Below are 17,594 nucleotides of genomic sequence, written 5' to 3'. Positions count from 1 at the left end.
GACTTTCCGCCGCCGCGGGGCCTCCTCCGTTCGCGACGCCCGTGGTGGAGTCGACTACGCAAGCTCCTTGCGGCACGAGTAGTGCTCGGGCAGCCCTTCAGGCCCTTTAAGGCTTGCGGGCTGGCCACAGCCGAAGCGGCAGAGCGGGATCGCATGGCCCAGCGCGTCAACCGGAACCTCGGCGGCTTCACTTTCCCGGTTGCGCGACTCCAGGACGATCGTGCGGCTGCCATGTCGCTGCTTCGGTTCAGTCCGCGCCTCCGAAGCAGGACGGTCCTCGGTGCACCTGTCGCGTCGGTCCCCCTGTCGTACGGATGGCTGGTGATCTTTTTCGCCTACGGCGGGCCCGTTCGCGTCGAGGTACTGCTGCCACTGCTGTGCTGGCAGCCAACCATGGTGGCCATCCCGTTGAAACGGGATCCGCTCACCGGCCGCGGCTTCCACGATGAACTGTGTGAGGGTCAGGCCGCTCTCCCCTGTGAAGGCGCTTGACTGGTGGACAGGCACGAGGACGCGGTGCCAGCCCCCGCAGTACCCGGCGTCGGTAGGGTTCTCCGGGTCGAAGGGCTTAAGCGGGCACCGGGTGAGCTTGCCGTCTTGCTTGCACCGGTCTTCCTCCAGGACGAAGTTCCCGTCCCGCACCGGGATGGGGTTCTTCTGCACGCGGATGACGGAGGCCGGAAGGTTCGGCGTGCGGACGTACGGGACAGTGCCGATGCCTGCGTGATCGGGGTCGGCGAAGTCCCACACCGACCGAATACCGCCGCGGCGCCGGAACCCCTCCCGTGCACGCATGCCGCGGGCCGTCTGGGGACTCAGTTGGGGCTCGTAGCCCAGGACAATGCCGTTGGCGCCGTGGATCCGCACATCTAGGCGCGCGTGCCCGTCGCTAGCCAGCGACTCGATGTCGGCGCGGAAGCCATGATCGTCTGAGTCCTTCGCGACACGGTCCTTGCGGGCGAGGTGCTCGTCCGACTCGTGGCTGATGGGCCTCTCCCCGGGTTTGCGGTAGTGGGAGGCGAGCCACACGCCATCCCGCTGGACGAGGTACATGGGAACGCGCCGGCTGCGGATGTCCCGGCAGTCGGGGCAGATGAGTCCGCGCTTCTCGACGGGGACACGTCCTCGCATCCCCAGGAGCACGTTCAGGAGATCTTGACCTTGCGGGACGCCGAGGTCGGGGCGGTCCAGGTCGAGGTTGCGGCCAGCCGGTTCGTAGTAGACGGGGTTACGGAAGAGGTCTTCGTCGCTGTCGATCTGGAGGTCGTTGTCCATTGATGCTCCCGCAGCGCCACGAGTAGGACCCACAACGCTACGGGGAGGGTCTGACAATCCGGGTGTTCCGGTCATGATCTCTACCTCAGCCAGCAGGCGCATGCTGCCGTCCCCCAGAGGCAGAAGACTCCCGTGATCGCACGCCGTGCTCGGAACCCTCGGGCGACGGCCCTTCCGTCGTCGGCCGCGAGGGCTGGGCGGTGTCCTACCTCCGCGTGGGGGGCCGTCCCATCGCGGACAGCTCCACATCGGCGACTGCGCCCTCGCCGGACCCCAAGAAAGCGGCCCCCCGGCCGGACCAGGCTCGCGAAGCGCTGACCGTCGGAGGAATCAGGGCCTGCGAGGTCTGCCGCCCGGACTCCCTCGGCATCCTGGACTGAGATCGCAGTCCGAGCAGGCGTGAGTCGCGCTCCGAGACGCACTGAGTCGCAAGGGGCGCCTCACCTGCACCCCTTCTGACCTGTGCTGAGACACCTTGAGTCGCTTGAGTCGCGATAAATCGGAAACTAGATGGATCATGCTCTGAAGACTGCCGGAATGACAGCCTCCGGTGAATACGCGAGAAGGGTTCAGCGGCGGCGCTCCGAAGCGTGGCGAAGCAGCAGGTCAGCGGCCAGAGGCAGCCGGTGCGGCCAAGTTTCTTCTAAACGCCGAGGTTCTGCGCTGGCTTGACGGCAGTCTGTGACGGCAACGTCGGTGCACTTGAGTGGTCGTGTGCACCGTTCGACGTCTTGGCAGCGCACGCTTTTAAGTGTCGTTGCCAGGCTGGCGACGTGGCTGGGCGAACTTACAAAGCAGATGTCGGCGGTTCGAAACCGTCCGCGCCCACCAGTGAAAAGGCCCCTCGCCGATCATGGCGAGGGGCCTTTGACATCTACTTCTGACATAAATGGGGGCGGCCGATCACGACCGGGGCCGCCTTCTGAGCAGCCGATCCATGTGGTTGACGGCCTTGCGCTGGGTGTCCTGGACGACGTGGGTGTAGACGTTCATCGCGACGCGGGTGAACGAGCGGTAGAGGTTGCGCGGCTCGATGGGCTTGCCGGTGCGGATCGTGAAGACGTCTGCGGTGTGTTCCCGAATTTCTCCTGAACGATCACGGTCAGCGGCCTGCCGCATGACCGCCCCTACTGGTACAGAAAGGGCGCCCGGCCTGAACTTCAGGCCGGGCGCCCTTTCGGCGGGGCGTGTGCGTCAGGGCGTGGAGGAGGTGTTCGTCGCGGGTGTGCCGGCCAGGATCGTTTCCTCCACCGCTTCGTACCGCATGCGCTGGTCGGCCGGGTCGCGTTCATTGAGCACCGTGCCGAGCCAGCCCGCGAGGAAGCCCAGCGGGGCCGAGAGGATGCCCGACGTGGTGAACGGGAACCAGTTGAAGTCCTGGTCCGGGAAGATCGCCTGGGGCGAGCCGGACACCAGGTTGCTGCCGGTCATGAGGATGAACGCGGAGGCGCTGCCCACGATGAGGGTGCAGAGCAGTCCCGTACGGGAGTAGCGGCGCCAGAAGAGGCTGTAGATGAGGGCCGGTGCGACCGCGGACGCGCCGATGCAGAACGACAGGGTGAGCAGTGCCTGAAGGTTCAGATGCCGTGCACCGGCGGCGATCGCGATCGCCACGAGCCCGACGCCCGCCGCGGCGGTCCGGGCGATGGCCATCTCCGCGGAGGCCTTAAGTCGCGCCTTGCGGCGCAGCCCGTGCGTGATGAGGTCGTGCGCCAGGGTGTTGGCGCAGGCGAGGGTGATCCCGGCGACCGAGGCCAGCAGGGTGAGGAAGATGGCTGTCGCCACGGCCGTGAACAGCAGTGTCTCGACGGTCGTCTGGTCCGTGCCCATGACGGCCTGGCTGACCATGAGGAACGCTGTCTTGCCCTGCGGGTCGCCGGCGACGATCCCCTTGTGGCCGACGATCGCCGCCGCGCCGAAGCCGATGACGGCGATCAGCAGACAGGTCACGACGACGGTCGACACGGCCCAGGACATCGAGCGCCGCACGGCTGCCGCGCTGCGCGCGGTGAACATGCGCATGGTGATCTGCGGCAGCACCGCGGCGCCGAGCACGACCGTCAACTGAGTGCTGATCATGTCGAGTTCGTTGCCGCCGAACTGCAGTCCGGAGGCGAGATAGGCGTCTCCCGCCCCGCTGCCGCGCTTGGCGGCGTCCAGCAGGGAGGGCAGGCTGAAGTCGAAGCGGTTGAGGATGAGCGCGGCGATCGCGAGGGACGCGCCGAGCAGGACGACGGTCTTGACGATCTGGATGAAGGCGGTGCCCTTCATGCCGCCGATCGCCGCGTACGCGATCATCAGCAGGCCCAGGAACACGATCGCGCCGGTCTTGAACGCGTCGGCGTCGAAGCCGAGGACGACGGAGAGGAGATCGCCGGCTCCCGCGAGCTGGAAGATCACCAGCGGCAGCAGTGCGGTCAGGGTGACGGCGGCCGTGGTGATCCGCACGGCGGGGCCGGGGAGGCGCCGGGTGAAGACGTCGCCGATCGTGAACCGGCCGGCGTTACGCAGCGGTTCGGCGAGCAGGAACATCATCAGGACCAGCGAGAGCACGGTGCTGAGGGCGAGCGTGATGCCGTCGTAGCCGACGAGCGCGATGATGCCGATGGTGCCGAGCACGGTGCCGGCGGAGATGTAGTCGCCGGCGATCGCGAGGCCGCTCTGCACGGGGGAGAGCGAGCGGTAGCCGGTGTAGAACTCGCCCAGGTCGTCACGGTCGGGGCCGGTCATCACGCACAGCAGCAGCGTGACGGTGATGACCGCGATGAACGCCATCAGCGACATGGTCTGGGCCCCGGAGCTGAAGCTGGTCATGCGCGCGCACCTCCGGTGGGCTGCTGCCACACGGGACGTCCGGAGCGGCTCTGGCGTTCTGGCCGGGGTGCGGCTGCCGCGGCCGCCTGCTCGGCGCGTTCGCGGATCGCCGCGGCGAGCGGGTCGACGCGCTTGCGTGCGATCCGCTCGTACAGGGCGATCGCGGCCAGTGCCACGGGCAGCTGGAGGAGCCCCAGGACCAGACCGGTGGTGAGACCACCGGTGATGTTGCTGGTCATCATCGAGGGGGCGTAGCCGGACAGGAAAAGGAAGATGACGAAGTAGCCGAGCGCGGTGAAGGTGGCGACGCGGCGGAGCCTGCGGTAGGCCGATCCGAGCCGGTGCAGATCGTCACGATCGTCGGTGGCGGCGGGCGGTTGCGGCTGCGGGGACGCGGCCCAGGGCTGTTGCGCGGAGTCCCAGCCCTGCGGCGAGGAGTCCCACGCTCGGGGGGACGAGTCCCAGGCTCGCGGGGACGAGTCCCAGGCTGCCTGTGGATCGGCGTCCCAGGACGGCGATCCACCCTCCCAGGACTGCGACGCCGCCTCCTGGCGGTGCCGCCCGGCATTCCGGTGCTGCGGTACGGGCGGTGGGCCGGGGAAAGGCTGGTGGTACGACATCGATCTTGCTCCTTGCCGCCCCGGGGACGGGTGGGTGGCGCTGATGGTCCGCGTACGTTACTCATGGGTATAGGTTCTGCGTAAGGGGTTTCCGACCGCTCGGTATGTCGGTTCGGTGACGATCCTGTGCGCGTGGCGACGGAACCCGCGGTAACCCCCGTCGTGGATCTTTCCGCAGGTCACGGGTGAGTCTCGGGCCACCCCGCGCACTGCGCCGACCCCCTGACGGCGGCGCCGTTCCGGCAGCGGTGGGTCGGCTCCAGTGGGGGGGCTTGGTGGGCTGTGCCCGGTGGGGTGTGCCCGGTGGGGTGTGGTGCGCCCCGGACGCTCGGTCGGCGAGGCGGGGGCGGGCCAGGGGGCCGGCGACTGGCTCTGTGTGGGGCCCGACTGTTGACGTCGGACTTTTCTTGCTGACTTCGCAGGAGTGTTTCTGCTGGTCGGACCGGCTTGGAGCGCTTGCTTCCTCTTAGTGGAAGACCCTCTTCCTGGTGGGTGGGTCGCTCGTCAGGAAGGCTGATCGCAAGCGATGGGCCGGGCGGTTGCTGCCGCCCGGCCCGTTCGACGGCGAGTTGCTGCTCGCTGCCGTGGTTCCCCTACTCGCCGGAATGGAGGCTCCTCGATGAGCGTAACCGAGGACCGCAGGACCTTCCCTGCCGCTTTGCGCGACTGCCGACGTACTTCGGCGCCACGTACCCGATGTGACGCGATCAGGTGCTAGTGGTGGTCGAGTTGGCCGCCACCCGGCCGGGTGGCGGGCTTCGTCCTTCCCGGATGCCCCTGGTCGGTGGCGTTGTTGACTGTGTGGGGGTGGTGGGGATGTACTCGCGGGATGGTTGACGTGGGGGATGCGCCCGAGGCTGAGGTGGGCGGCGTGATGACGGCAGAGCGGTATGTCGACAGTCGGTTGACGCAGTATCAGGAGTGGTACGACCTCAAGGCCACCAAGATGAAGGCCATGCATCTGCGCATGCGCACGCTGTCCGTCGTCGGTGGTGCGCTCGTGCCCGTGCTCGTCAATCTGGATCTCGGGTTTGCCAAGATCACCGCCACCGTGCTCAGCCTCGTCGTCGTCGCCTCCGTGTCGTTGGAGAGCGTCTATCGGTATCGCGAGCAGTGGAAGAACTACCGGTCCACCGAGCAGCTCCTCGGGCACGAGCGGGTGTACTTCGCCGCCCGTGTGGGGCCTTATCACGGGCTCTCCGAGCGGGACTGTTTCACCCTTCTTGTCGCCCGTGTCGAGAAGGCCATCGCCAGTGAGAACTCCGCGACCCTGAACGTCATGACCCTTGGTGGGCAGGTCAATGCCGATGTCCAGCAGGGTGGTGTGCCTGCCGCTCGGTCGGGCGGGCAGGGCTAGGGAGTGTCCGGAAAGTATGGTCGTCCGCCCGAAGGGCGGGGCTCGCGGCGTCCGGTGCCAGGGCCCGCGAGCCCGGCGTGATCCAAACGAGAGGCCCTAGGCGTCGAAGTCGTACTCCAGTACGTACGACGCCGAGTCCAGCGTCATCTCGTTGAGCTCCACCGCGACCCCCTTGTCCGTGAACGCCGTACGGCCGATCAGGATCACCGGCGTCCCGAACTCCAGGCCCAACCGCTCCGATTCGTCCGACGTCGGCATGCGGCAGCGGATCTCCTCGCGGAAGTGGACCGGCTGGTGGCCGAGTTCGGCCAGTCGGGCGTAGGTGCCGCCCGGGCCCGTGTCCGGGGTCGCGATCGGAGTGTCCTGGGCCAGGGTCGCCGGGAGGTACGAGACCGAGAGCAGCACCGGCTTGTCGTCCAGGACGAAGCGGCGGCTGCGGACGCAGACCGGGGCTCCGGCCGGCAGCCCGAGCGCCCCCGCCACCCGCGCGTCCGCCGTCGCCCCGCCGACCTCGATCTGGTCCACCACCAGGGCCCGGTCCTCGATGTCCGCCGACCAGACCGAGCGGCCCGTGCCCCAGTGGTCCTGCGCGAGTCGGGGGATGCCCCGCCGGCGCAGCGGGCGGAACGTACGGACGAAGACGCCCGCGCCCTTGCGGGCCTCCGCCAGGCCCTCGTTGCGCAGGACCGAGAGCGCCTGGCGGGCCGTCATCCTCGCCACCTCGTATGTGGTCATCAGATCGTTCTCACCGGGGAGCCGGTCGCCGGGGGCGAAGACGCCTGACTGGATGGCGGTTCTCAACTCGTCGGCGATGCGCTGGTACTTGGGCCGACGGCCGCTGTCCTGGTCAGTCATGGGTGGACCACTCCCTTCGTCTGCGGGACACCCTACGGCGCACTCCGGCGAGGTGGTGCACGCGTCTGCGCCGACGTGTGCGAGTGATCCATCCATCGGGGGACATCTCTAGAGATACGTTGACAGTGAGGGGTCAGCGGGCTTCTCTGGGTGTATCTCTAGAGATCTGGAGCTCCGGGACGGAGGGGAATCGTGCAGCCACTGCCCGAGGTCGGCGACCTCGTACGCGACACGGCCACCGGGCTTGTCGGCTTCTACGTCGACAGCGTCGCCGGCCGCTATCTGATCCGGCCCGTCAGCGGCGGCCGCGAGTGGGAGGCCGACCCCCGGGACGTCCAGCTCGCCACGCCCATGCGCGAGCTCCGGGCCCGCGCCGCCGAGATCAACGCGCGGAGTCGGCGCGGTCTTACTTCGTAGCCGGCGGTCTGCTGGTGCGCCGGCGCCTTGTGCCCCGCATGCCCGCGCCCTGCTTCCTCGCGTCTCGCGCCCCGCGTCCTCGTGCCCGTCGTCCTCGCGCCTCGCATTGTCAGTGGTGCGCGCGACACTGGAGGCATGTGCCGCAGCATCAAGACCCTCCGGCCCCCGGTCCTCCCCGAAGAGGCGACCGAGGACGACATCCACGCCGCCGCCCTGCAGTACGTCCGCAAGGTGTCCGGCTTCCACAGACCCGCCGCGCACAACCGCGAGGTGTTCGACCAGGCCGTCGACGAGATCGCCGCCGCGACCGCCCGGCTCCTCGACGGGCTCGAAGTGCGCGGGCTCAAGAAGCAGGAGCCGGTGCGGGAGCCGCAGCCGGACGCCGTATGACGTAGGCCGCGAGCGCCCCCGCCAGGAACAGGGCGAGGACGGACACGCCCGCGCTCACCCAGGTCGCCCCGAGCCACAGCCCGCCGAACCAGCCCAGCGCCACGCTGTAGCTCGCCCAGGCCACCCCCGCCAGGGCCGACCAGGGCAGGAAGTCCACGATCCGGCGCTTCGCCGCGCCCGCGCCCAGGGAGACCACCGAGCGGCCCGCCGGGGCGAAGCGCGCGATCACCACCAGCAGGCCGCCGCCACGCGCGAGGGCCGTGCCGAGACGTTCCTGCGCGCGCGTCAGCCTGCGGGAGCGGGCGATCGCCCGGTCAAGACGGGCCCCGCCGCGCCACGCCAGCCGGTACGCGACGAAGTCGCCGAGCACCGAGGCCGTGGCCGCGACGAGGAGGAGCGGTACGACGGACGGTACGTCCGGGGAGGCCGCGGTGGCGGTCGCCGCCGCTGTCGCGGCCGTGATCACCAGGATTCCGCTCGGCAGCACCGGCAGGAAGACGTCGAGCAGTACCGACGTGGCCACCGCCGCGTAGATCCAAGGGCCCGCGGTGAGCGACCGCAGTGACCCGATGCTGTCGAGCACGTTCACAGCGCTAGAGCGTACGCGGCGGTGGGGGGCGGAAACCGGCAGGGGCCGGAATCCGCCCACGTATGTACGGATGGCGCCCGGCCTCGCCGTTGTGACGGACGATCGCCCGCCGTTGTGACGGACGTTCGCCCGCCGTCTTGACGGATGTTCGTCCGTCGTCGTGACGGCGGGCGTCCGCCGTCGTGGTTACGCCGTGACCGGCTCGCGCCGCTCCTCGCGGGTGCCGCCGAAGACGCGGTCGAGCGCGAGGGCGCCGGGGCCGGTGAAGACGATCAGCAGGAACGCCCAGCAGAAGAGCGCCGAGGCCTCGCCGTTGTTCTCGAGCGGGAAGAGGCCCTCGGACTGGTGGACCGAGAAGTACGCGTACGCCATCGAGCCGGAGGCGAGGAAGGCGGCGCTACGGGTGCCCAGGCCGAGGAGCACCAGTGCGCCGGCGCCCAGCTGGATCACCGCCGCGTACCAGCCCGGCCAGGTGCCGGCCGTGGCGGTGGGCCCGTCACCGAGCACGCCGAAGAGCGAGGCGGCGCCGTGGCAGGCGAAGAGCAGGCCTATGACGATGCGGAACAGGCCGAGCGCGTACGGCTGGGCCTGCTGCAGTCGGTTGGCAAGGGGATTCATGGGGGGTGGGACTCCTTCGGTCGAGTCGGTCCCGGGGAGCCGGGACGCGGGGGGACGGAACCGATGAGGTCGACAGGTTAGGCATCCCTCACATGTACTTGCAACTTCAAACATTCGATGTATCGGTCATCTGTGGCCAGGGTCACGCCCTCGCGCTCTGATCCCGCTCCACTCCCGCTCCACTCCCGCTCCGATCCCGCTCAATTCCCGCTGAGGCTGCGCTCGTCGACCGTCACCAACCGCCCCTTCCCGCGGGCCTGGGTGAGGGTCAGGTGGGCCGAACGGCCGTGCAGGGTGAGCGTCATGAGCTGGTTGCCGAACCACGGGCCGCCCGTCCGGCGCCAGTCGATCAGGGGGCGGCCCGCACGGCCGTGACGGGCCAGCGCGTGGCCCAGGCGGCGGCCCGCGCGGCTCCACCCGAAGCGGAAGCCCAGGCGTACCGAGCGCGGGATCGCGTTGTGCAGCGGCGAGCAGGTCAGCTGCACCACCCGCGCCTCGGGCGCCCCGACCGGACTGGCCGCGCCCTCGGCGCCCTCGGCTCTCGGTTCGCCATCGGGCCGCCACTCGGGCTCCGCCACGTACGCGTGGTGGACGTCCCCGGACAGAACGCACACCGTCGCCGGTGCCTCCGGGCCGCTGCCCGCCTCCGCGAGCAGCCGGGTCAGGGCCTCGAACGACGACGGGAACGCCGCCCAGTGCTCCAGGTCCGCCCGCTGCCGCAGATCCTCCGCGAACCGCGCCCACCGGCCCCCGGGACCCCCGCGCTCGCCGCGGCACAGCGCCGCGTTCCAGGCCTCCGCGTCGTGGATCAGCGGCGGCAGCAGCCACGGCAGCGAGGTGCCGACGAGGAGATGGTCGTACGAGCCCCGGTCGGCGAGCGCCTGTTCGCGTACCCAGGTCGCCTCGGCCGGGTCCAGCATCGCCCGCGCGTTCTCCGTCAGGAGGCGGGCCGCCCGGGTGTCGATCATCAGCAGCCGGGTCCGGCCGAGGTCTTTGCGGTAACTCCAGCGCACGCGGGCCGGATCGGCGTCCGCCTCCGCGGCGAACCGCCGCAGCCGGTCCGTGCCGTCGGGTACGGAGCGGATCTCCGCGTACAGCGGGTCGGCGGCCAGCTCGGCGGGGGAGAGGTTGCCCAGGTGCTGGTACACCCAGTACGACATCAGTCCGCTCAGCACCCGCTCGCCCCACCAGTGGGTGGCCCGCATCCGCGCGAGCCAGGCGGCGCTGGTGTTCCAGTCGTCGATGACGTCGTGGTCGTCGAAGATCATGCAGCTGGGGACGGTGGAGAGCAGCCAGCGGACCTCGGGGTCGCCCCAGGACTCGTCGTAGAGCCGGGTGTACTCCTCGTACTCCCCGACCTCCGACCCCGGCGGGTCGCGCGGGTCCCGCCGGGCGGCGAGCCAGCGGCGGGTGGCGGCCGAGGTCTCGTCCGCGTACACCTGGTCGCCCAACAGGACCAGCAGGTCCGGTCGTTCGGCCGCCTCCGGGTCGGCGGCGAGGTGCGTCGCGAGCGTGTCGAGCGCGTCAGGGCCGACCGGGTCCCTGCCCTCGGCCGGCTTGGCCGCCCAGCGGCACGAGCCGAACGCCACCTTGACGTCGCCGTCGGACCTGGAGGGGGAGGGGGTGCGGATGGTGCTCGGGGGGAAGCGGGAGTCGGGCAGCGGCCAGACCGTGCGGCCGTCGAGCCGTACCTCGTACTCCGTCGTCGTACCGGGAGTCAGACCCGTCACCGTTATCAGGGCGTAGTGGTGGCCCGCTATCTGGAAGGTGCGGGTGGAGCCGCCGACGCCCGAGGTACCGGAGGTGCCGGAGGTGCCGCGTACCTCCGCCGTGCACGGGCGGTCGGTCTCGACCCAGATCGTCGCGGAGTCGCCCGTGACCCCGTCGACGTAGCGCAGCAGTGGTCCCAGCCTCAGTCCGGCCGCCATCGTTCTCCCCGTCCCCCTCTGTCGGTCCAGCCCGTACCGTACGGAACGACAGAGGGGTGGCGGAAGCGATCTCGGCAGCCGACTCGGCAGCCGACTCGGCAGCCGACTCGGCGGCCGTCTCAGGAGCTGGCTCAGCAGCCGTTCAGGATCGACTGCAGGGCGCTCTTCTCGGCGGAGTCGACGCTCAGGCCCCAGTAGTACTTCACGTGCACCCACGCGCGGGCGTACGTGCAGCGGTACGAGGTGCGCGACGGCAGCCACTCGGCCGGGTCCTGGTCGCCCTTGGCCTGGTTGACGTTGTCCGTCACGGCGATGAGCTGCGGGCGGGTCAGGTCGTTCGCGAACTGCTGGCGCTTGGCGGTGGTCCACGAGTTCGCGCCCGAGCGCCAGGCCTCGGCCAGCGCCACCATGTGGTCGATGTCGAGGTCGGAGGCGGCCGTCCAGGTCGCGCCGTCGTACTCGGAGTACCAACTGCCGCTGACGGCCGCGCAGCTGGAGTCCTGGACGACACCCGAGCCGTCGCGCTTGAGGACGACCTCGCGGGTGTTGCAGGCGCCGGACTGGGTGATCCAGTGCGGGAAGAGGTCCCGGCTGTAGCCGGTGGAGGAACCTTCCGCCTTGACCGTGAGCGAGGCGAGGTACGTACGGGCGGTGGCCGCGCTGACGGGCGTGGGCATGGCCGCCTGGGCGGTCGGCGCGGTGGCGAGGAGGCCGGTGACGGAGAGGGCGGCGGTGGCGGCGAGAACGGTCAGGCGGCGGGCTATTCGACGCGTTCGACGCGCGTAGACGTTGGTCATGGGGGTGTTCGGTGCGCTGGCGGCGAGCATGCGGACTCCCTGGGGGGTGGGGGTGGGGCTTGGTCGTGTTTGGCCGTGTGTGGGGGGTGGCTGGGGTGGTGCTTGGGGCGGTGTCTGGCGGGCCCGGCGCCCGTCATCGTGGCGGCGCCAGGTTTCGGTGGGGGGTGCGCCAGGTAACAGAGTGGCGACATGGGCACGTCACATCAAGGGGTGTGACGGAACGACAGTTCCGTTTCCCGGCCCTAGGGTTGGTGTGTGCTTCTGGAAGTGAACGTCACCTTTGGGGTGGTTCTCGCCGTTCTGCTGCTCGTGGCCGCGGGCGTCGTCGCGTACGCCCGGCTCGGCCGCGCCCGCGACTCACTGGTCGCGGGCGGGCGCGCGGCGGTCCAACTGGTCGCGGTCTCGCTCGTGATCGGCTGGGTGATGCGGTATCTGCCGCTGCTGCTGGGGTTCCTGCTGGTGATGTACGGGGTGGCAGTCTGGACCGCCGGACGGCGCGTGGTCCCCGGCGCGGGGCGCGCCTGGTGGTGGGCCGCCGTACCGATCGCCGCGGGCGTCGGGCCGGTCGTCGCGGTGCTGCTGCTCACCGGGCTCGTACCGGTACGGGGCGTGGCGCTGATCCCCGTCACCGGCATCCTCATCGGCGGCGCGCTGACCGCGACGGTCCTGGGCGGGCGGCGGGCGCTGGACGAGCTGGAGACGCGGTGGGGTGAGGTGGAGGCGGGGCTCGCGCTCGGTCTTCCGGAGCGGGAGGCGCGGCTGGAGGTGGCGCGGAAGGCGGCGTCGGACGCGCTGCTGCCGGGGCTCGACCAGACGCGGACGGTGGGTCTCGTGACCCTTCCGGGCGCGTTCGTGGGGATGCTGCTGGGCGGGGCCTCGCCGTGGGAGGCGGGCGCGGTGCAGCTGTTCGTGCTGGTGGCGCTGATGGTGGTGCAGGCCGTGGCGGTGGCGGCGGTGCTGGAGTTGGTGGCCCGGGGCGCGTTCGTGCGGGAGGGCGGCCGGGTGGTGGGTGGCCGGTGAGCTTTGAGGCCGGGGGCTGGGCTGGGCTGGGGGCGGGGGTCCCTGAGGGACGCTTCGGGCCGGCCCGGCCCTACGCCCAGCCGCTCACTCCGCGAACGTCAGGCGGATGCCGTCCTCGGTGGCTTCCACGGTGATCTCCGTGAGGTCCATGACGTGGACGTCCGGGGCGAAGGCCGCAGCCCTCGGGCCCACGCCCACCACGCGCATACCCGCAGCGCGGCCCGCCTGGATGCCGGCCTCGGAGTCCTCGAAGACCATGCAGTCGGCCGGGTCGAAGCCCAGCTCCGCCGCGCCCTTGAGGAAGCCCTCCGGGTCCGGCTTGCTCGCGCCGACGCGCTCGGCCGTCACCCGGGTCTCCGGCATCCGCAGCTCCGCCGCGCCCATCCGGGCCTGCGCGAGAGCCTCGTCCGCCGAGGTCACGAGGGCGTGCGGGAGGGAGGCGATCGCGGCCATGAAGGCGGGGGCGCCGGGGACGGGTATCACGCCGTCGAGGTCCGCGGTCTCCTCCGCGAGCATCACCCGGTTGTCCGCGTAGTTCTGCTCCATGGGCCGGTCCGGCAGGAGGACGGCCATCGTCGCGTACCCCTGGCGGCCGTGGACCACCTTGAGCGCCTCCTCCGGGTCGAGCCCGTGGCGCTCCGCCCAGCGCCGCCAGCAGCGCTCGACGACGGCGTCCGAGTTGACGAGGGTGCCGTCCATGTCGAGGAGGAGGGCGTTGGTCGTGAGCGCGGGCATCAAGGGTCTCCAGAGGGGTGGGAGGAGAACAGAGCGGTCCCGCCCGCCGGTCAGGGGTTGCGGGCGGGGCCACTTTGTTCCTCGACGATACAAAACGAAGGGGCCTCTCCGCCAGTCCGTCCCGTATCGCGGACCTCGGCCGTGGATGACCTCGGCCCGCGGGCGCACGAAGGCGGGGGCGCGAAACGCGGCCCCCTCGGGCCGCGTCCCGCCAGCCTCAGCCGGTGGTCTCCGCCTCCAGTGCGCGACGCGTCTCCGGCCCGTACACGCCCTCCTCGTCGTCCTCGATGTACTGGTACGACTGGTACCACTCCACCGCGCGCCGCACCTGCCGGGAGTACCGGCCGTCGATGTTGCCCTGGTAGGCGTACACCTGTGTGAGCCGCCGCTGGAGTTCCTCGACCTCGGGCCCCGAGTCGCCGTAGCGCAGGGTCGGGCCCGGTGCGGCCTCGGTGGGCGTCCGGGTGGGCGTGGGTGCGGTCGTCGTACGGGTCGCCGAGGGTTGCCGCGGTCCCGTCGGCGTGGTGCTGGGGGTGGCCTGCGCGGGCCGGGTGGAGGCGGACGGCGAGGCCGAGGGTGACGCCGAGCGCGAGGCGGAGGCCGTGGGGGAGGTAGGGGGCGACGACGAGGGGGAGGACGGGGCCTCCGACACCACGACGTTCTCCGAAGCGCTCGCCGTGGGCGTGGGTACGGCCGCCCGGTCGTCCGTCCCGCCGTCGTCGAGCAGGCCCGTCGCGATCGCCGCCGTGGCGACCACGGCGACCGCGACCGCCGCCGCCAGCGCCACCAGGGCGCCGCGACGCCGCGTGGCGGGCCGCTCGGGTTCGTACCACTCCTGCCCGTACGACTCCTGCCCGTACGGCTCCGCTCCGTGCGGCTCCTCGCCGTACGGCTCTTCCTCGTACGGGGCCCCGTGCGGCGATCCGTACGACACCTCCCCCTGAGGCGTCTCCGTGTCCGGGTCGGCGTCCCCGCCCGGCGTCGCGATCCCGGGCAGGAACAGTGGCGCCGTCTCGGCCGGGTCCTGACCCGCCACCGGCGCCGGCGCGGGCGGCAGCGGCGCGCCCGCCTCGGGGCCCGCCCCAGCACCCGCCTCAGCACCCGCCTCAGCGCCCGCCCCAGCGCTCGCGCCAGGGCCCGCCCCAGCACCCGCCTCAGCGCCCGCCCCCGCATCCGCCCCAGCGCCCACGTCAGCGCCCGGCTCGACACCCGGCTCGACACCCAGCTCGAGTCCCGGCCCTCCGACCCCCGCCTCCCCCGAGGCGTCCAGCACCACGTACGGACGGATCCGCAGCGGGTCGAAGTCCTCCGCCGCCGCGACCTCGGCCTGGTAGCAGGCGCAGCCCGGTCTGTGTCCACCGCATTCAGGACATGCGTGTCCGGTCATGGTGGGTTCCCTCCCCAGTTCAACTGGCAGCGATTATGCAGGCCGCCCGCCGGAGCCAGGAGAACAGCTGTGCCCTTCCGCAGGCCGTAACCGGACATTCCGCTCAGGATGGAGGGAATGGCGGGACGGAAGCGAGGAGACGCCCATGGCCCAGGACGAACGCACGGCGGACCTCGGCGGTGGCGGCCCGATGCCAGGGGAGGGCGGGAGTCACCGCTCGGTGATGGTGGCGATCGGTGCCCTGCTCCTCGGCATGCTGCTCGCCGCGCTCGACCAGACCATCGTCTCCACGGCCCTCCCGACGATCGTCAGCGAACTCGGCGGCATGGAGCACCTCTCCTGGGTGGTCACGGCCTACATGCTCGCGTCGACCGCCGCGACCCCGCTCTGGGGCAAGCTCGGTGACCAGTACGGCCGTAAGAAGCTCTTCCAGGCGGCCATCGTCATCTTCCTCGTCGGCTCCGCCCTCTGCGGCATCGCGCAGAACATGCCGCAGCTCATCGCCTTCCGCGCCGTCCAGGGCCTGGGCGGCGGCGGGCTCATGGTCCTGTCCATGGCGATCGTCGGCGACCTCGTGTCGCCCCGGGAACGCGGCAAGTACCAGGGGCTGTTCGGCGCCGTCTTCGGCGCCACGAGCGTCCTCGGTCCGCTGCTCGGCGGGCTGTTCACCGAACACCTCTCCTGGCGCTGGGTCTTCTACATCAACCTGCCCATCGGCGTCGTCGCCCTCTTCGTCATCGCCGCCGTCCTGCACATCCCCGTGCACCGCACCCGGCACCGGATCGACTACCTCGGTACGTTCCTCATCGCCTCGGTCGCCACCTGCCTGGTGCTCGTCGCCTCCCTCGGCGGCACCACCTGGGCGTGGGGCTCGCCGCAGATCATCGGGCTCGCGGTACTCGGAGCCGTACTCCTGGTGTGGTTCGTGTACGTCGAGGGGCGCGCGGCCGAGCCCGTGCTGCCGCTGAAGCTCTTCCGGATCCGGACGTTCACCCTCGTCTCGGTCATCAGCTTCGTCGTGGGCTTCGCGATGTTCGGCGCGATGACCTATCTGCCGACCTTCCTCCAGGTCGTCCAGGGCGTCACCCCGACCATGTCCGGCGTGCACATGCTGCCGATGGTCCTCGGTCTGCTCATCACCTCCACCGCATCCGGCCAGATCGTCTCGCGCACCGGGCGCTGGAAGGTCTTCCCGATCGCCGGCACCGGCATCACGGCCCTCGGCCTCCTGCTGCTCAACGAGCTGACGGAGACCAGCTCCACCTGGGAGATGAGCGTCTACTTCTTCGTCTTCGGCGCCGGACTCGGCCTCGTCATGCAGGTCCTCGTCCTCGTCGTGCAGAACGCCGTCTCGTACCAGGACCTCGGCGTCGCCACCTCCGGCGCGACCTTCTTCCGGTCCATCGGAGCCTCCTTCGGCGTCGCCGTCTTCGGCACGATCTTCACCAACCGGCTCCGCACCAAACTCGACGACGCCCTCGCCGGACAGACGCTCCCGCCGGGGACCGGACCCGAGCAGATCGCCGCCGACCCGCGCGCCATCGCCGAACTACCGGCCGACCTCCAGCCGTCGGTCGTGCACGCCTACTCGACCTCCATCACCGACGTCTTCCTCTACGCGGCGCCGGTCGTCCTCGTCGCCTTCGTCGTCGCCTGGTTCCTCAAGGAGGACAAGCTGCGCGGCTCCGTCACCGCCCCCGACACCAGCCAGACCCTGGCCTCCAACCCCGTGGAGCGTTCCTCGTACGAGGAGTGCGCGCGGGCCCTGTCCGTGCTCGGATCGCGCGAGGGCCGCAAGGAGATCTACGAGAAGATCACCGCGAAGGCGGGGCTCGACCTGCTGCCCGCCGCGAGCTGGCTGGTGCTGCGGATCCGCCGCCACGGCACCGTGGAACCGGCTCGGCTCGCCGAGACCACCCCCGTACCGCTGCGCGCCATCACGGAGGCGTCCCGGCAGGTGGAGGAGCGCCATCTGGCGCGTCGGGAGGGGCTGCAGCTGATCCTCACCGAGGAGGGGCTCGCGACCGCGACCCGCCTGGCGAAGGCGCGCGAGGAGTCGCTCGCCGAGCTGCTCGGCGACTGGTGGGGGCCGGACCGGCCCACGGACCTCGTGCAGTTGGTGGAGGAGCTGACGGCGGAGCTGAGCGGCTCGGACGCGGAGCGTCCGCACGCACCGGAACCGCCCCGCGACCACCACGCGTGACCTGTCAGGCCTGCGGCGCCTGGAGATCCTTCCCGTACCAGATGTCCATGTACGGACCCTCGCAGTACGCCGGGATCTCCCCGTACCCGTGGCGGGTGTACAGGGCGCGGGCCTCGACGAGGTCGAGGCGCGTGTTGAGGACCATCCGCCGCGCGCCCAGCTCACGGGCCGCGTCCTCCAGCCGGCCGAGCAGGGCCCCGGCGCCACCCGCGCCCCGGAACGCGTGGCGCAGGAACACGCGGGTCAGCTCGGCGCGTTCCGCGTCGAGGAGCAGCACACCACCGCAGGCGGCCGCCTTGCCTTCGTACCGGCCCACGAGGAACTGGCCCGTCGGCGGGGTCAGCAACTCCACCCCGTCGTTCGCGAGCCCGTCGTCGACCTCCGCGACGGTGGCGGGCCGCTTCCAGTAGCGGCTCGCGACGTCGTCGTAGTAGTCACGCCGCAGCGCGGTCGCCTCGGGGGTGTGGACGTGCTCGGGCACGAAGGACCAGGTCATGTGCGCCATTGTGTGCTGACGACGGCCCGCGGGCCGCCCCAATTCATCTCCGGCCCGCGACGCGTGGTGTCCGTGCGCGGTGACGCATCCGCA

At 70.9% G+C, this 17,594-nt stretch carries 17 protein-coding genes and 1 pseudogene; 6 read left to right on the top strand and 12 right to left on the bottom strand.

The window, feature by feature from the left end:
* Positions 1 to 54: 54 nt before the first annotated feature.
* Positions 55 to 1,275: a hypothetical protein gene (locus ACGFYP_RS11735; protein WP_393490040.1), complete on the bottom strand. Its 1,221-nt coding sequence runs from the start codon at positions 1,273 to 1,275 to the stop codon at positions 55 to 57.
* Positions 1,276 to 1,475: 200 nt separating this feature from the next.
* Here ACGFYP_RS11735 and ACGFYP_RS11730 point away from each other — a divergent pair, with 200 nt between their 5' ends.
* On the top strand, positions 1,476 to 1,655 hold the full coding sequence (locus ACGFYP_RS11730; protein WP_393490037.1) for a DUF6233 domain-containing protein: 180 nt from the start codon (positions 1,476 to 1,478) through the stop codon (positions 1,653 to 1,655).
* Between the two features lie 523 nt (positions 1,656 to 2,178).
* Here the strand turns inward: ACGFYP_RS11730 and ACGFYP_RS11725 are convergent.
* The 3 genes and pseudogenes from ACGFYP_RS11725 to ACGFYP_RS11715 form a co-directional block, all read right to left on the bottom strand.
* Positions 2,179 to 2,394 (bottom strand): annotated as a pseudogene (locus ACGFYP_RS11725) (site-specific integrase); the annotation flags it as partial.
* A gap of 75 nt (positions 2,395 to 2,469) precedes the next feature.
* A complete protein-coding gene (locus ACGFYP_RS11720; RefSeq protein WP_393490034.1) occupies positions 2,470 to 4,089 on the bottom strand; it encodes a cation acetate symporter in 1,620 nt (539 codons plus the stop codon).
* Positions 4,086 to 4,709: a DUF485 domain-containing protein gene (locus tag ACGFYP_RS11715; RefSeq protein WP_393490031.1), complete on the bottom strand. Its 624-nt coding sequence runs from the start codon at positions 4,707 to 4,709 to the stop codon at positions 4,086 to 4,088. Before ACGFYP_RS11715 ends, ACGFYP_RS11720 begins: the two co-directional genes overlap by 4 nt.
* Before the next feature lie 829 nt (positions 4,710 to 5,538).
* Here ACGFYP_RS11715 and ACGFYP_RS11710 point away from each other — a divergent pair.
* Complete coding sequence (locus tag ACGFYP_RS11710; RefSeq protein WP_393490028.1) at positions 5,539 to 6,066, top strand: DUF4231 domain-containing protein; 528 nt, start codon at positions 5,539 to 5,541, stop codon at positions 6,064 to 6,066.
* Positions 6,067 to 6,162: 96 nt separating this feature from the next.
* Here ACGFYP_RS11710 and ACGFYP_RS11705 read toward each other — a convergent pair whose 3' ends face one another.
* Positions 6,163 to 6,921: a GntR family transcriptional regulator gene (locus ACGFYP_RS11705; RefSeq protein ID WP_393490022.1), complete on the bottom strand. Its 759-nt coding sequence runs from the start codon at positions 6,919 to 6,921 to the stop codon at positions 6,163 to 6,165.
* Between the two features lie 192 nt (positions 6,922 to 7,113).
* Here ACGFYP_RS11705 and ACGFYP_RS11700 point away from each other — a divergent pair, with 192 nt between their 5' ends.
* Both ACGFYP_RS11700 and ACGFYP_RS11695 read left to right on the top strand, forming a co-directional pair.
* Entirely contained in the window at positions 7,114 to 7,338 is a 225-nt protein-coding gene (locus tag ACGFYP_RS11700) for a hypothetical protein (protein ID WP_361966414.1), read from the top strand.
* A 135-nt stretch (positions 7,339 to 7,473) separates the two neighbouring features.
* Positions 7,474 to 7,728, top strand: a complete 255-nt coding sequence (locus ACGFYP_RS11695; protein ID WP_393490013.1) for a DUF2277 domain-containing protein — start codon at positions 7,474 to 7,476, stop codon at positions 7,726 to 7,728.
* Here ACGFYP_RS11695 and ACGFYP_RS11690 read toward each other — a convergent pair.
* The 4 genes from ACGFYP_RS11690 to ACGFYP_RS11675 all read right to left on the bottom strand — a co-directional run bounded on the left by ACGFYP_RS11690 (position 7,682) and on the right by ACGFYP_RS11675 (position 11,660).
* Complete coding sequence (locus ACGFYP_RS11690; protein ID WP_361966547.1) at positions 7,682 to 8,311, bottom strand: VTT domain-containing protein; 630 nt, start codon at positions 8,309 to 8,311, stop codon at positions 7,682 to 7,684. The two genes, ACGFYP_RS11695 and ACGFYP_RS11690, sit on opposite strands and share 47 nt — an antisense overlap.
* 192 nt (positions 8,312 to 8,503) lie before the next feature.
* Positions 8,504 to 8,935, bottom strand: a complete 432-nt coding sequence (locus tag ACGFYP_RS11685) for a DoxX family protein (protein WP_393490009.1) — start codon at positions 8,933 to 8,935, stop codon at positions 8,504 to 8,506.
* Between the two features lie 200 nt (positions 8,936 to 9,135).
* Positions 9,136 to 10,863 carry an alkaline phosphatase D family protein gene (locus ACGFYP_RS11680; RefSeq protein WP_393490003.1) on the bottom strand — a complete coding sequence of 576 codons (1,728 nt, stop codon included), beginning with the start codon at positions 10,861 to 10,863 and terminating at the stop codon, positions 9,136 to 9,138.
* A gap of 131 nt (positions 10,864 to 10,994) precedes the next feature.
* Positions 10,995 to 11,660 carry an HNH endonuclease family protein gene (locus ACGFYP_RS11675; protein WP_393490932.1) on the bottom strand — a complete coding sequence of 222 codons (666 nt, stop codon included), beginning with the start codon at positions 11,658 to 11,660 and terminating at the stop codon, positions 10,995 to 10,997.
* Positions 11,661 to 11,915: 255 nt separating this feature from the next.
* Between ACGFYP_RS11675 and ACGFYP_RS11670 the strand changes: the two genes are divergently transcribed.
* Positions 11,916 to 12,680 carry an ABC transporter permease gene (locus ACGFYP_RS11670; protein WP_393489998.1) on the top strand — a complete coding sequence of 255 codons (765 nt, stop codon included), beginning with the start codon at positions 11,916 to 11,918 and terminating at the stop codon, positions 12,678 to 12,680.
* A gap of 84 nt (positions 12,681 to 12,764) precedes the next feature.
* On the opposite strand, the gene ACGFYP_RS11665 is transcribed toward ACGFYP_RS11670, so the two are convergent.
* A complete protein-coding gene (locus ACGFYP_RS11665; RefSeq protein WP_393489993.1) occupies positions 12,765 to 13,415 on the bottom strand; it encodes an HAD-IA family hydrolase in 651 nt (216 codons plus the stop codon).
* Between the two features lie 217 nt (positions 13,416 to 13,632).
* Positions 13,633 to 14,802, bottom strand: coding sequence for a peptidoglycan-binding protein (locus ACGFYP_RS11660; protein WP_393489988.1), 1,170 nt, complete (start codon positions 14,800 to 14,802; stop codon positions 13,633 to 13,635).
* Between the two features lie 145 nt (positions 14,803 to 14,947).
* Here ACGFYP_RS11660 and ACGFYP_RS11655 point away from each other — a divergent pair, with 145 nt between their 5' ends.
* Entirely contained in the window at positions 14,948 to 17,005 is a 2,058-nt protein-coding gene (locus ACGFYP_RS11655; protein WP_393489984.1) for a DHA2 family efflux MFS transporter permease subunit, read from the top strand.
* Positions 17,006 to 17,009: 4 nt separating this feature from the next.
* On the opposite strand, the gene ACGFYP_RS11650 is transcribed toward ACGFYP_RS11655, so the two are convergent.
* The gene (locus ACGFYP_RS11650) at positions 17,010 to 17,510 is read right to left on the bottom strand and encodes a GNAT family N-acetyltransferase (protein WP_393489978.1); all 501 of its coding nucleotides are present in this window, start codon (positions 17,508 to 17,510) and stop codon (positions 17,010 to 17,012) included.
* Positions 17,511 to 17,594: the final 84 nt, after the last annotated feature.

Origin of the sequence: Streptomyces sp. NPDC048370, assembly GCF_043200825.1 — a bacterium.
In the GTDB taxonomy this organism is placed as follows: domain Bacteria; phylum Actinomycetota; class Actinomycetes; order Streptomycetales; family Streptomycetaceae; genus Streptomyces.
This window is presented reverse-complemented; position numbering and strand designations above follow the sequence as displayed.